The sequence below is a fragment of the Flammeovirgaceae bacterium SG7u.111 genome, from assembly GCA_034044135.1.
GTDB lineage: Bacteria > Bacteroidota > Bacteroidia > Cytophagales > Flammeovirgaceae.
In genome coordinates this window covers 2,300,016-2,316,244 of sequence record CP139021.1, presented here as the reverse complement: position 1 = coordinate 2,316,244, position 16,229 = coordinate 2,300,016, and the positions used below count along the sequence as shown (strand labels likewise).

The 16,229-nt window shown below is 40.5% G+C and carries 5 protein-coding genes; 1 reads left to right on the top strand and 4 read right to left on the bottom strand.

Features of this window, described 5'->3' with window-relative positions:
- Positions 1-24: 24 nt before the first annotated feature.
- Genes R9C00_09095 through R9C00_09085 form a run of 3 tightly spaced genes read right to left on the bottom strand, consistent with a single transcriptional unit; the run spans position 25 to position 7,300 of the window.
- Positions 25-2,124 carry a PKD domain-containing protein gene (locus R9C00_09095; protein WPO37604.1) on the bottom strand — a complete coding sequence of 700 codons (2,100 nt, stop codon included), beginning with the start codon at positions 2,122-2,124 and terminating at the stop codon, positions 25-27.
- Positions 2,125-2,155: 31 nt separating this feature from the next.
- The gene (locus tag R9C00_09090) at positions 2,156-4,132 is read right to left on the bottom strand and encodes a RagB/SusD family nutrient uptake outer membrane protein (protein ID WPO37603.1); all 1,977 of its coding nucleotides are present in this window, start codon (positions 4,130-4,132) and stop codon (positions 2,156-2,158) included.
- A 36-nt stretch (positions 4,133-4,168) separates the two neighbouring features.
- Complete coding sequence (locus tag R9C00_09085) at positions 4,169-7,300, bottom strand: TonB-dependent receptor (protein ID WPO37602.1); 3,132 nt, start codon at positions 7,298-7,300, stop codon at positions 4,169-4,171.
- Positions 7,301-7,861: 561 nt separating this feature from the next.
- Between R9C00_09085 and R9C00_09080 the strand changes: the two genes are divergently transcribed.
- Complete coding sequence (locus R9C00_09080) at positions 7,862-12,055, top strand: two-component regulator propeller domain-containing protein (GenBank protein ID WPO37601.1); 4,194 nt, start codon at positions 7,862-7,864, stop codon at positions 12,053-12,055.
- 148 nt (positions 12,056-12,203) lie between these two features.
- On the opposite strand, the gene R9C00_09075 is transcribed toward R9C00_09080, so the two are convergent.
- Positions 12,204-16,082, bottom strand: a complete 3,879-nt coding sequence (locus tag R9C00_09075; GenBank protein WPO37600.1) for a T9SS type A sorting domain-containing protein — start codon at positions 16,080-16,082, stop codon at positions 12,204-12,206.
- Positions 16,083-16,229: the final 147 nt, after the last annotated feature.

Genomic DNA, 16,229 nt, shown 5'->3' with positions numbered 1-16,229 from the left:
AGAAAATTTAAATCTTTATCTAGGTTACTTAGCTGGAACAAGTTCAAAGTAATCGAGCTCAATTACAGCATCCTCGGTAGCGGCGTGTGCCGCACCAACTCTTACTTGGAATTTCACTGCATGATCTGTCAGCTCGGTTGGTACGGTAAACTCCACCTCAACTTCAACCCATTCATCGCTGTCAGCCCAGTTATCATCAGTATCGGAATCGGTCAAAACAGCACTGTTCCAGATATCAGTGGTTGCAGCTGTGCTGATTCCTCCTAACTTGAATACACCCATAATTTGGCGAGCAGTATTTGCGTCGTTTCCAGGGCCTGGAGTAAATGTAGCATGGTCTTGGATATAAGCCCTAATTTCAAGTGCCCCTCCTGCAGCTTCTGAGCCACCACCGTTACTGCGGAAACGTGTTTTGAAAACATAATCTCCAGCAGGAATTGAGCTGATTTTGTTGGAGCTAAGTACTCCACCGCCACTCAAATCGCCACCCATAGGAACTGTCAAGCTAACAATGCTTTCTCCTGCACCAGCAGCAGTTGTATAGGCTACATTTGCTGCATCTATTCCTTCAATAATGGACCAGCCACTCCCACTTTCAAAATCGGATGCCGTACCAGCATTGAAAATCAAATTGTTTGACTTAACAAGAATTACATCTTCCATCACCATCGTGTCGGTGCTGCCATCGCCAGATCTAGTTACCACAAGGGTTACGTCGTATAAACCAGGCTCTGCGTAGGTTACAGTAGGATTTTCATCTGTTGAAGTAGCAGGAGTTCCTCCTTCAAATGTCCACATATACGTATCAGGGTCTTCTTCAGATGTATTTGTAAACGTGATTGTTTGCCCTTGGTCAATCTCAGTCATGTCCATTGTAAATGAAGCTACAACAGGCGGAACATATACATCTATGGCAACATCTGTAAACGCTTGCAACGGACGTTCGTCAAGTGAAGTAAGAAGTGCGTTTGCTCCGTCGTACGAGATTGTAACCGATTTGCCGGCATCTTCAGGAACAAGTGGTGTTTCCAATGTCACAATCAACTTTTTGGCACTTGAAGAGCTTTTCGATACAGACGATACCGTTACAGGACTACCATCAATCTCAACCGTAAAGTTTGTGGCAAAATTATCTGCAACATTGGCCAACTTATCGTTCAATGTAATTTCGATCACATCACCGTCTAGTTCCACAACATCGCCTTCAATTTCAAATAGCGTAGTCTTAGGAACAACTTTGATAATCATTGGGGTGCTATAAGTGTCGCTATTAGCCCTCAATTGTTCTGTTCTATCTCTCGTAGCGGTCAGTTCAACCTGATATTCCCCAAGTTTCTCAAATACATAAGGAGCCATCACTCTACGCTCATAATCACCATCTCGGAAGTCTTCAAAAATCCGAACATACGTTCTGTCATCTTCGTTTTCTTCGGTGGTGTGCAAACGGAATACGGTATTATCAGGCCTTGAATTGTTATTGTTCACAAATGCGCTGTAGTCTTCAAAAAGAAGCGTATCACCAAAAGTCAATTCAATAGAAGCGGTATTTTCGTAGTCAATCTCGGTCTGATCCATGTACATGATCTTTGGAGTAGCTGCCACTGTATCATAAACGTCAATTGTAAACGTGTACTCCGCTATCCACTTGCCTCCTTCAAATACAGTACTGATGGTATCATTCACTTCCTGATTTATCTCTGTATCCCAATACGATGGGAAAATGAAACTGGTAGAATCCTCAAACTCTGCATAGTATGTTACTGGAGTAATAGTATCTCCTTCAGTCCACATTACGTGTATGGTTCTATCAGTAGAAATCGTATCACCAGGATTTACAATGAACTGATCATGATATTCCAAGTTATTTGGGATGGGTCCTTTCAAGAAAAAAGCTCCTTGAGGAATCCTCCATTCTCTATATGTGCCGCCTGCGGACATATCCATAAATGAGTAGAACTGATTGACCGCCGACTCCCTGGCAGTAGATCGTCCTGTGGAAAAACTAAGAGCCAAGTCCGTAAACTCTTTGTTAGGCTCGATCTTTTCCTCGTTACATCCCGCAATGACCAAGATAGCGGCCAATGATGCTAGAATTATTTTTATATGTTTATTTATATTTTTCATAATCGTATGTTCTTTAGTTTACCTTACTTGCCTATTGATCCCAGTTTAAGTTAGAGTTTACCTCGTCCTGAGGTATAGGCAGGTACGAGTGGATCGACTCTACAAAGTTCTGTGAACCCAATAAGTTGTCTACTAAGTGTGGGTTGTTCAAAGATAAGTTTGGCCCTACAAAATGCTCCTCTGGAGTAGCCTTTGGCTGCCTAAAAGCATAAGGCGGTATACTTGAGTTATTAAAGGATTCATAACTAGGAAGCTCTCCTGCCGGCATAATGAAACATGCCCAACGATTAGGGTTCTTACCCATAGTGTTGTTCTTAAAATGCCATGCCTGATACTCAAACGAGGCAAGGTGTTGAAGTTGCTCTTTCCAAATATCTCTTCCCTCTCTTTGCCCCCATCTCCTCAGGTCAATTGTTCGGTCATCTTCAAGCGACAGTTCCAAAGGCTTTTCTGTAAACCTCAAGTGCTCCATTAGGTTGGTAACATTCACAGCCTGTTCGCCATTTGAAGGATCTAAGTCTATATCATTTACATAGGTAGCTACTCCAGCGTATTCTGCACCAGCATCCGACTCGCTTCCTAGCAGTAGAAGTCCGGAACGTTTTCTAATTCTGTTGATATATCTGAGTCCTTCTGATAGGCTTCCTTTTTCGAGCATGCACTCGGCATACAAGAGATAGATTTCTGCCAATCGGATAACAGGGATATTGATCCCACTTCTCCTTACTGCTTCTGGGGTCTCAGGTTCACTTGCACCACCGTTGTCAAGATTCCAGCTAGTGAATTTTTTGATGAAATTAGGATACTGCTTTGCATGAGGCGGGGCTGTTAAGCTTCTTCCATATTCGGCCATTTCTACGCCATACATTTTTGAATCCCTGTCATCTACAGAAGACATTGAGTTATGCATACGAAGGCTGTACATTCTAAGAACATCAGTTTGTACGCTGTCAAGATCTCCATTGTCTAGGTAAATATTTCTATCAACATAGTTTCTCTCATCCATTGGGTCAGGTCTTTCTGCCCTGTATTTCAAGGTCAACCAAGAGCTAAACTGAATAATATTGGCATCGCTTAGCATGTCCGTAACGCTCTGAGATAGCTTTTGCCCGTCATTACCAAGAGGGTTTACATCGCTAGAGAAGTTGATTTCAAAGATAGATTCAGAGTTAAATTCTGCAATACCCGTAAAGCACTCTTCCAAATCGTCAGCCAATGCATAATTATAGTTTTCGATTACGTTCAATAGCAATGTTTCGGCAGTTTCGAAGTCATTCTCGTTTATGTAACTCTTTGCCAACAAAGCCTCACAAAACCCTCCAGTTACACGCCCCAAGTTCCCTGCACCTACTTCTGAATTCCAATCGTTGTATGTTGTAGGTAAGTTTTCGAGGCCAAACTGAAGATCTTCTCTATAAAAATTCAAGATATCAGCTGCAGGTGACATTGGCTTTTGAAACTCCTCTATGTCTTTAGGCACAGACTCGAACAATGGCACAGAACCTCCATTGTAAGAGTGGTGGAGCACATAATAAAAGTACCCTCTAAGAGTTCTGGCCTGAGCCAAAATTCTGATACCCGCTTCTTCGGCAGCTTCTGAAGTAAAGGTATTCTCTAGATTATAATAAGCATCAATCACCTGGTTTGCCCTGAATATACCTCTGAAACAAGCTCTCCATTTGTTCTGAACTTGAGTTGTTGTCAAATCAAATGTCTGATCATAGATAGGGTTACCAATATTTCTCCATCTGTAGGAAAATGGGACAGCAATATCAGTCCTTGTGTAATCCCAAGTGATGGCTAAGATATTTTCATCCCTAAGTACCGCATAGGCGGCATTTAGACCTGCATTGAGGTCACCCGTATTTTGCCAAAAACTATCATTTGTCAAGGCATTTGGGTTTACCTGATCCAATTCATTCACACATGATTGAGCGAAAAATGCAGCTACCATAAGAAGAAGTATCCTTCTTGAGATTGACTGTTTGGTTGCTCTCAACATTTTCATATTGTTTATCTGTAATATTTTCATTTCGATTCTTAATTAAAATTGAAATTGAAGACCACCTTTATATTGAGAAGACATTGGATACCTTCCCTGGTCAATACCCCTTGTGCTCAAGCCATTGCCACCTACTTCAGGGTCGAAGCCTGTGTAGTCAGTAATGGTGATCGGGTTCTGAGCCTGCACATAGATCCGCACATTTCTGATCCCTGCTTTGTTGGCAATCTTTTTAGGTATTGTATAGCCCAGCGCAATGTTTCTCAACCTTATAAAATCTCCTTTCTCCATAAAATACGCAGAGCCACCCCTGTATGACCTGGTATTATTACCGTCGTACCAAGGAACATCAGCCTCTGTATTATGCTGCGTCCAAGAATAATAAATATCCTTGTGTGTACCCGACTGATAGGCATACGCTTTGCTACCGTTCATCACTTCTGCACCCCAAGAGCCATACCACTGCATAGTGAAATCGAAGTTTTTATAGCCCATCGTAATATTTAAGCCTGCTTCAAAGTCAGGAACTCCACTTCCAGCATATACCCTATCGTTTGCATCTATGGTCGAATCTCCATTAACGTCTCTATATTGAAGTTCTCCCATTTGTGCACTTGGGTCTATTCGTCTGTAAGCTTCTAGTTCTTCTTCAGTTTTAATGATACCTATAGGATCTCTCAAGAAGAAAGCTGCAGCCTCGTAGCCCTCAGTAAGCACACTAACTTGTTCTCTTGTACCTGCAGTTGAGATATAGCTATTGTCTAAGTAAATAATTGGGTTGTTAGGACTAGTCTTGGTGATGAGGTTAGTGTTGTTGGTGTAAGTAGCTCCAATAGTCATATTAAACCCACTTTCTGCCAAATACTTGTAATTAGCACCTATCTCAACCCCTTTGTTTTCCATGTTACCTACGTTAAAAATAGTGTTTCTATTTCCACCCGAAACACCTGTAGATGGAGGATTAACCACTTGGTATAGTAAGTCTTCTTTCTCGTTTTTATATAAATCTACAGCTACCGTCAGCTTATCGTTGAAAAAGCCCATGTCAACTCCAAAGTTTTGCTCTACATTGGTCTCCCAACCTAAGTTCACATTGGCATATTGCAACTGTGTAGTACCTAGGGCAACTTCTTCAACTCCAGCACCATTCACATCACCCGAAGCATTGTTGCTTCCAAAAACAAAGTCGTTACCTGCACTAACTACCGTTTGGTTACTGTAAGTACTGAACCTGTCATTACCTGTCGAACCATAACTAGCCCTTAGTTTGAAAGAGTTAAACGAAGGTTTCAGCCCTTGCCAAAAAGGCTCATCTGATACAGACCATCCTACTGATACAGATGGAAACAAAGCCCACCTTCTTCCATCGCTAAACTGAGATGAGCCATCGTACCTAGCACTAGCACTCAACAAATACTTGCCATCATAATCGTACTGAAAACGTCCTGTGTTTCCCAACAAAACCCTTGTATAATCTTGGCCTCCCGAGCCGACATCCCAAATCAATTCGTAGTTATCAAGAACAGTTACTGCTGGATGAAGATTGTTTCTCATTTCTAATTGAAAGCGCTCGTTTGAAGATCTTTCAAAAGACGTTTGTCCAAGAAGTCTGATTCTGTGTTTTCCAATCTTTTTGTTATAAGTCACGAAAAACTCAGAAGTAATTTTTGTATTGAGAATATCCGTAACAGTATTTGAAGTATACGCATTAGGGTTGGTAATCAACTCACCCTCTGTATTAAAGATATCAAAGCGAGGGATTATCTTATCCCATTTGCTATTATTAGCCGTTCCTCCAAACCTTGTTGTCAATTTCAAACCTTTAAGCACCTCGTAGTCAAATTGAACATTACCAGTAAAGCTGTTTTGTCTTCTGGTTTCATCCGTTTTTAACAATCGAGCAGCATTTGCCAATCTTCTCGCTTCGTCTAGCTTCCAGTCGTCTGTAGGATCGTCCAAGCTGATTTCAGAAGCGTTCCCGAGAGCATCATCGTCCAAACTGATTTCTGGTTGGAATGGGCGATACTCGTAAATCCTGTTCATCATACCTCCGTAAGGAACTTGCCTTTCGTCCGTCCTGAACATCAACCCAGTAGTAATCTTCACTTTCCCTTTCGTATAAACGTTGTTAGACCTCACGTTTAATCTTTTAAAACCAGAGTTGTAAAAAACACCACCTTGATCAAAATAGTTAAGGTTAAAACTATAAGTTAGTCCTTCTTTACCACCTGAAAGACCAATTGAGTAGTTTTGGATAGGAGCATTGTCCTGTAAAAGCACTTCTCCAATGTCTGTATTGTTAGTGAAATAACTTTTATTTCGGTGAATATCTTCTTCTGCTCCACCTTGAACCCTTCCGGTATTTATAGTTCCTCTCAACGAATGAATATAATTATATTCTTCCACTGACATATTATTGAATTCGGATTGAATTCGCTGAATACCGTATTCTGCACTCACCTGTACATTAGTGGCACCTGCCTTTCCTTTCTTCGTAGTGATAAGAATTACCCCGCCTGCTCCACGAGTACCGTAGATCGAAGCCGAAGCTGCATCTTTCAGGATATCTACAGACTCGATCTCGGCCATACTTAACTGAGGGTCATTGTCGAACGGAATACCATCCACTACATAAAGAGGACTGTTCTGTCCATCCATAAGGGAGCTAAAACCACGAATCAAAATATTTGCTTCTGCACCTGGTGCCCCACTACTTGACGTAACGTTTACACCAGCAATTTGCCCTTGAAGAGCAGTACCCAAGTCGGACGTTGTCATTTTAACAAGATCCTCAGACTTTACGCTACCTACAGCCCCTGTTACCTCTTTCTTTGTCTGGGTACCGTATCCAATTACCACAACTTCATCCAAGGCCTGAATATCAAGTTGCAAAGTAATGTTCAACATAGTTTGACTACCAACAGGAATTTCCTGGGTTTCATAACCTATATAACTGATTACTAATACATCTGATGAAGCTGCTTCTACTGCGAAATTGCCGTCTATATCGGTAGTTGCACCCCTGCTAGTCCCTTTTATTATGACGGCTGCCCCTGGGAGAGGCTCACTATTGTCTGATGAAACAATTTTTCCTTTTACTATACCGCCCTGGGCAAAAGCCGAAGTTGGCAATAGGAAAAGGAATACCAATAGAAAATGGTATAGTCTTTTCATTTTTCTTTTTAGTTTACTTGAATGTTTTATTTAAACTTAAGGGCAAATACCCTTTCAAATACGCCTTGAGATCATTCACTTATAATTTTATTTTATAGTGAAAAACCCCACTAAACAAGCTGATCGTGTTAGTAAAAAATTGTCGACAAATACTAATTCGATGAGTTGAAGGTATAAATTTACTAACGACAAAATCTAGCTGCAGTAAAAGTAATTTTGTGCAAACGTTTTAAAAAAACATATTTAAAAAAAATTGAACTAATCAAATATTAAAAATAAAAACAATACGCTTTTTAATATTAAAACTTATATATATTGTAATATTTTGATATTTTAAAATAATAGCATATTCAAAAAAAAAGAGGTATTTTATACTTTCAAAAAAAGGGTGCAACACAAAAAAGAGGGTATATTAACTTTTAATTTAGGGGTCATTATTTCATTTTTCATTATCTTAAAGAGCCTATTAAAACAGAGACTCTCAAAAAATTTCTAGACTGGACCTCACAAAAAAACAGTACTTTTTATAGAATTTTATGTATCAAGAAAATGATAAAAAATATGAAGAAGGTTGTTGTGAAATTGCTGGATTATTTTCTGATTCTCACCTGTATGTTGACTGCCCTAGGCATCAACGCTCAGGACTATCATAACAACTTCGATCAGCTTACCACACGAAATGGATTATCTCAAAATGACATAACCACTATTTTTCAGGATAGCAAAGGCTATGTATGGATAGGGACTCACGACGGTCTTAACCGATACGATGGCTACTCTATCAAAAAATTCAGGAAAGATCCCGCTGACCCACACTCTTTTCGCAGCAGCCTTATGAGGCAAATAGCCGAGGATTCTCTTGGAAACCTTTGGGTTGGCTCTGACGATGAGGGATTAACAATGTATGAGCGAAAAACGGGTTTGCTATTTCACTTCAGAAATACCGCCGACAACCCAAACCTCATCACAGACAACCATATAAACAAACTGCTTATTGATGATGAAGGGCACATATGGGCGGGGACTAAAAGTGGTCTAAACAAAATAACATTTAACTATGAATTGAAAACTGTAAGCAATGAAGTATTTAGGCATGACCCAAAAAACTATGGGTCGTTGATTGATAATAGAATAACCTCCCTCCATCAAGATGAAAAAGGAAACATATGGGTGGGTAGCCAGGATGGGCTTAGCAGGTATTATGATACACGAAATGCTGGAAAGGAACAATTTATCCATTATGAAATGCAAGGGCTCCGCCAAGTATTTAGTATTCAAGAAAATAGCAAAGGGCTATTCATAGTTGGCAACGGAATATTTTTTCTTCCATTTGAACAGATAAACAGAGCCAATGCCCAACTTTTAAAAGTAGCCAACATCAGGCCTCGGAACATCCTTTCGGTAGATGACAGCCTACTTTGGTGTGCCACACACCAAGGGGTAATTGTATATGAATTTAAAAACAATACTCTGAAACAGGTAGAAAACTTTAGACATCAACCAGGAAACCCTTCTAGCCTAAGCGGCGATATTGTCAACTGTATTTTGGAGGATAAATCTGGATTAATATGGATTGGGACTGATGGTGCCGGAGTAAATATCTACAAACCCAACAAGAAGAACTTTACCCACTATACCCGAACTGAAGACGAGGGAAGCATCGCTTACAATAAAGTAAGAGCTGTTTTTGAAGACTCAGAAGAAAATATATGGATAGGCACTATGGGTAGTGAAGGACTGAACTTTCTCCAAAAAGGAAAAAACTTCGAAAATGGCTTTAAACGAATAAACATATCTGGAAGAAACAACTTCCAAAACTTTGTATATGCAATTGATGAATACGAGACGCCAGGCGAAAACCTAATACTGATAGGTTCTGGCTACCCAACTACCTTCAAGTATGGAAAATCGAGTGATGTAAAGAAAGGTAAGTTCTTTTCTGGTGAAGGATACATCAATATCCCCGCTCAAATATTTTCTATATTAGTGGATGCAGACAAGAATATTTGGTTGGGCACGTACGAAGAAGGACTCTTTAGGTATAAGATAGATTCTCAGGGAAAGATTCTTAAAGCAGATTCTTTTAAATTTGACGAGAGTGACCCTACCTCGATTTCCTCAAACATAATAAGAAGCATTGCCCAAGATAAAAAAGGTAATATTTGGATTGGGACAGGCAATGGGGTTAATAAACTGACTCCAGATCAGGCTAATCATAAAAACCCCGAATTTATCAAGTTTTTTCACGACGAAAACGACAAGTCCACCATAAGCCACAACTACATACTCCCAATTTATGTGACTGATAGAGGAGATGTGTGGATAGGTACATTAGGAGGCGGACTTAATAAGCTTTTGGATGGAAAAAATCCTAATGACCACAAATTTGTATCGTACACAACACGAGATGGGCTTCCCAATAATGTAATCAAGGCCATCATAGAAGATGATAACGGAGACATGTGGTGCTCAAGCAATATGGGACTTACCAGGTTTTCACCAGACAAAATGGAATTTGAAAATTTTGGCGTAGATGATGGCTTGCAAGATGTTGAGTTTGGTGAGATAGCTGCCTGCAAGCGGGCTGATGGTCAATTGCTCTTTGGTGGCGTAAATGGTTTTAATACATTTTTCCCCTATGAAGTTGTGCAAGATACTTTTGAAGTTGACCTTGTTTTTGACCAACTGCAAATCCTAAATACGGTCATTGCACCAAGAGATACGCTAAATGGCAGGGTGGTGCTGAAAGCAGACCTCAATTCAGTTGAAGAAATTGATCTCAGCTATAGTGAAAATAGCTTTTCTATTAGCTTTTCCACCCTTCACTTTGTTTCTCCCATCCAAAATAAATATGCCTACAAATTGGAAGGCTTTGATAATGATTGGATTTATACTTCGGCTGACAACAGAATTGCAAAATACACGAACCTTTTGCCCGGCAAATACAACCTTAGGGTGAAAGGGACTAACCAAGATGGATATTGGAGCACCAAAGAACTTAGTATATCAATAGTAATAGCCCCCCCTTGGTGGGGTTCAACCTTGGCAATAGTAATATATGCTATTGCTTTTATAAGTGCATTGTGGATTTTCAGAAAATACACAATCATAACCAACACTAGGAAAAATGAATACAAACTTGAGCATATGGAAAAGAAAAAACTCGAAGAGTTAAATCAATTCAAGCTTCGCTTTTTTACCAATGTGTCTCATGAATTCCGGACTCCTTTGACTTTGATCATTGGTTTAATGGAAAGACTAAAAAACCACTCTTCCACACTTAGCGAAGCAGAACGCCAGAAGTATTACCAACCTATCATTCGTAATTCAAAAACCCTGCTCAACCTCATAAATCAACTTTTGACCTTTAGGAAATTGGAGCAAGGTAAGATGAAACTTTGTGTGTCATACAATGATCTTGGCAATTACATTACCGTGCTAGGTCAAAATTTCTATGTATTGGCCAATCAAAAAAATATCGAGTTTAAAGTAACCTGTGATCATCAATTACTTGCTTGGTTTGACCCAGAGATCATTGAAAGAGTCGTTTTTAACCTTCTATCCAATGCATTTAAATTCACCCCAAACTATGGGGAAATAGAATTGGCATTAACAAAAAACAATGAGCAAATAGAGATTTTAGTAAAAAATAATGGGCCAGGTATTCCAAAGGATGTTCAAGAGCATATTTTTGAACGGTTTGCATACGCCAGAATAGAAGGGGAACAAAGCGCAGGGATTGGACTTTCTTATGTAAAAGACTTGATTGAGATGCATCATGGAAGCATAACTTTCAAAACCGAAGAAGAAAACATCACTGTATTCAAAGTGGCTTTACCAACGGATAAGAACGCATATAGCCCTGAAGAGGCAACAGAAACTAGAGGTGATTTCAATATTGAGCAGGTAAATTACACCAGACCGAAATCACCTGAAATAATTGAACCTAAGAGTGCAAACAAGTCTCTGGCGTCTAAAAACCACACACTCTTACTTGTTGAAGATAATATCGAAATCTTATTATTTCTTGAAGAGACTTTCAAAGAAGCATACAATATATTCAAAGCTCAGGAAGGGAGTGAAGCCATAGGTATTTGCCTTGAAAACAACATTGACCTTGTAATAAGTGATGTGATGATGCCGGGTATGGACGGGTATGAGTTTTGCGAGAAATTAAAGTCAGATGAGCGTATAAACCATATACCGGTCATTCTTTTAACTGCAAAAGACAACTCCGAAAGCAAACTAAAAGGCTACTCATTAGGGGCTGACGCTTACATCACCAAGCCATTCAGCATCAAAGAACTGGAAACAAGGTTGGGGGCACTTATCGAGTCCAGAACTAAGATTATTCAAAAATTCCAAAACTCTATAGAGCTTACACCTTCAGAAGCTGGTCTCACTAAAATTGACGAAAAGTTCCTAAATCGCATACTAGAGTTTGTTGAAGACAACATTTCTGTCAAAGACCTCTCTGTAGCAATGGTAGCACAAGAATGCGGGCTTTCGCAAGAGCAGCTGAACAAGAAACTGAAGGTTTTGGTCGGTGATACCACCAATTCGTTCATCAGAAATATCCGATTGAAACGGGCAGCACAATTACTGAAAAAAAATATCCACTCCGTATCAGAAGTCATGTACGAGGTTGGGTTTATGGACCCCAAATATTTCAGAAAATGTTTTAAAGAGAAGTTTGGAAAAAGTCCAAAACAGTATCAAAAATATGGAGATACCAAAGTTTCACAAGAGGATTAGTAATAATCCACGAAGGGCAACTCATAATACTCTACCCAACAGATCAATACTACTTTTGGAAAAGCCATTGGGTAGAGTAATTAGGTATATCGAAGTTGTCTAAAGTTAAAATCTTTCGGTTACGAAGCCCCTTATACTTTAGACAACTTCATAAGATCATAAACTTCTTCACAAAAAAGGATTTATCAGTCTGGAAGTGAATGATGTAAACTCCTCCAACAAGTCCTTTTGTATCTATTTCGGCAGATGGTTGATTGTTGATTTTCACCTTTTTAAGCAAACTTCCATTAAGGTCAAAAATGCTGATAGCTTTTACCAACCCTTCCGTTTCTACCTTCAGTATCTGACCCTCCCCAACTGGGTTTGGGAACAAGAAGGTCTTGTCCTCTAGCCCATCTTCAATACCGGTAGGAATTGGGTCTGTAGTACCTTCTTTTACTACGAGATAAACAAAATCGGAGAACCTTCCATCTTCGGAAGTTACCCATATTTTTACTGCTCCTTTTTTCACACCAGTCACCAAGCCGCTTTCCGAAACTGTTGCCACACTTGGATTTGCCGATTTGTATTTCAAAGTTCCACCCAAGCTTGGCGTATCCACCTCAAGCTGCAACGTTCTCCTCTCTTCCAATTCTGAAGTTTCTGGTGTTACCTTTATTTTTCTTCTATCTGCCCCTTCGGGGAAACTTCCTTTGTAAAAGCCACTTCCCATTACGGAAAGCCAAATTACAGTAGGATCGTGCAAATCAAACTCTACTTGGGTGATTACATCAGGCTGGCCGATTCGCTGATTGATTTTACTCCAAGTTTTCCCCCTATCCAAGCTTATAAAAACGCCTGGGTTTTTGGTGAGCCTACTCATCGAGAATATTAGAACATTATGATCGAAGGGAGAAACTGCAAAGTTATCTACGAAAGGAGCATCAAAAATCTGCGTCCATGTTTGCCCAAAATCATCACTGTAGAATAAGCCTCCTGCATTTAGTGCGGCTGCCCTCCTACCCGCTGTTGCATAAAGCCTTCCCGTATGGTCAAACTGGATATTATTCACCCCTTCTATTTTATTCGAAACCTGAATTTCAGCCCAATTTTCTCCTCTATCGGTTGAGTGGAATAATCCCCCATTCGTCTGCGTTTCTTGATTCCACGGAGCTGCTACAAAAAGAGAAGCCATTGTGGTGTCACGTGGGTCAAACTCAATATCCCTTACCCAAACTTTTGCAGGCATGCCGCTGTTGCTCGGATCGAAGCTTTTCCCAACATTTACCGATTTATGGAAACCGCCCTCTTTGTCTTTGTCGGGTCCATCCGTTCCACTTCCTCCACCCGAGCCGGCTACTTCGGTAACTCCAAAGTACATATAATCAGGGTTGATAGGGTCGATTCGGATGTGGTTAGTACGCATCCATTCGGAAGCCTCGGTTGCTTTTCCCCAATCGACGAAAGTTTTGCCCCCATCGGTCGATTTATATATCCTATCCAAATGCTTTTGGCGCATTGAAGTGGTATAAACCGTGTTTTCATCCCAAGGGTGGGTGGCTACGGCAAATACACTTTCCTGCGAACCATCTAGATATTTGACTGCTTGCCTTCCATTTGTGCCATCATTGGTTGATTTCCACAAGTGGTGCTCTCCCGAACCAAAATAGCCAACTCCTTCGCCTAATCGCCTGTCTAAGAACAAGCATTGCCCTGGCAAGTTGCTATTTCCATTCCCCATAATGTTGCCATTGCTCGTATATTCTTCATCTACTTGTTTAAAGTTTTCACCTCCGTCGGTACTGAGCAAGGTATTGTGTGCGTGCAAGACCATCACATTACCTCTCGAATTTACTGCTGCGTACCGTAAAGACCTTAACGGATAGTTGCTTCCCCATTGCTGGTTGAAAGGAGCGTGACCTAGCTCCATATTGTCGGAATATGGGTTTCCTCTCTCCTCCCAATACGCCTTGTCGGCTTCCCATGCTGGGGCAAAATCACGGGCAGTATTTATCCATTTGGTTCCACCATCTGTCGTTTTCCACAAACGCCCCGGCGTGATCGATTTTTGGATTTGGGCATCGTAAAACCCTACATAAAGCGTATTTTCTTCACTTTGATCTACATTCAATGAATTGAAATACTGCAACGCTGCCGTTGGCTTTGTTGGATATTGAGATTTGGCTTCCGCAGTACTTATTCCAAACCACTTGGCTATGTATTGGTAGTAGTTATCGGGAACTCCTCCAGTCAACTTATTAATATCTAGCCCAAGGTTTCCATTTATGTTTGCCCAAGTGTCCCCGTTATCTTCAGACCCGAAAATTCCTCCATCACTTTTGGTTGTTTGCCCATCTGGGTGATACCGAACCTGATCTGCCACATAAAGGATAAACTTTTTGCTTGTAGAATTGTAATAAAAATCCATATCCATGATGGTATTGTTATCCAATTTTCCCTCTCCAATATCCGACCAAGTTGCTCCTCCATCCGTTGAGCAGAACAAGCCGTTTTGAGCACCTGCAAAAATCAAATTACTATTTTCAGGATGAACAATTATTCTAGAAAATTGGGCTTTTGCATCTAGCCCATTGGTAAGAGCAATCCACGTTTTCCCCGCATCGGTAGTCTTCCAAATAGTGCCCATATAATCCGAGTCATTGCCTCGAGGCTTGGCTTGATTAGCATCTTTTATTGAGCTCCAGAGCTGCTGCTGGCCACGGCAAAAGTTACCAGCGCCTACATACCATGTATTGTCATCGGCAGGATCGATTGTTACCGCCGAAACCTTTCTATACCAAGAGCGGGAATCATCGGTTCTTCCATTGTGCGTATCGTACCAAGGGCAACTGTGTACCAACTGCCAGTTCCTAGCTGTATCGTTACTTACATATAGACGAGAGCTTTCTATGGCGATGGCAAACTTTGCCGTTTTAGAAGAATAATACATATCGTATATTCTGAAAAAATCCGACATGCTATCTACGTCTTTTACCGTGTTCCACGACTTGCCGTTGTCTTCTGTTTGGTAGGTGTTCCCCATATCTGGAGAGGTCAGACAGAAATCGGGCAACAAAGGATGATAGCGCAAGAAATTCACAAAGCCTGAATTACCAGGACCAAACTGTTTCCACGTGACCACATCATCGGACACTACCCTTTGTGTTTTGATGATTTCCATTTGCTCATCGTAATATGTCTTGGTGGTGAAGCTCCAAACATTACCTGTGGTCACTACTTCGCCTGCATCTACTTCATCAACTCTCCAAAAATATTCTTTTTCGTTTTCCAGCTTTGGCAGTGCGTGAAAGTTGGAAGTAATTCCATCTGCGACAAGCTGCAAATTCCCCTTATCTTCGCCAAAGTAAACGTTGTGCTTCACAGCACCCAACCCGTTTTGCCAATTCAATGTTGTTGAAGCAGCGGCAACTCCAGTAGCTCCTGTAGCTGGGGTTGGTTCCCAAGCCTTTGGATCGGTCACTTTTTTGAGCAAACTAAAATCGTCCACATACATAAATGTTCCTTCGGCAATAAAAGGAACTTCGATGAACGGGATAAACCCAGCCATAGCTTTGCCTGTCTCAAACTCAATTTCAACTTTTACAAAACCGTCTTTTGCAGTAGTTACAATTGGCACAATGGTAGTTTTGAAATTGATATTTCCAGTCAGCTCAGCTCCTTCACTAAATTTGATGGTGAACGAATCAGCCGAACGGTCTACATCGGTTTTGTAGTAGAAGGAAAAAATGTAGGTAGCATCCTCTAAAGGAGGAAATTTTTCTAAACGGAAGGTGGGTTGGAAATTTACGCTGCCGTAATTTCCATAACCTATTTTCAAAGATTTTGAACCGCTATTAACATACTCGGAGGTAGACTCAAAAGCTATAAAAGGCCAAGCACGCCAAAGCGTTTTATTTTCGTGATAGTAATAAGCGTTATTTGTTCCTCCTGAGTAGCCAACCTCAAAGCTGGCGTCGGGAATCAGGTTTGATTGTGCAAATAGGTTTCCTGTTAGTAAAAGAAACCAGAGGAAGATTGTTTTTTTCATGAGTTAATATCGGACTGGTAAAGCAATCGCCTCAAACTCAAAAAGCGATCTCACTGCCCCAAAGTGGGGTAGTATTCGATCGCTTTCTGAAGCCTAAAACAAATAAAATGAAAAAAAGAAAATAGCTTAATTTAAGCTAGTATTTTA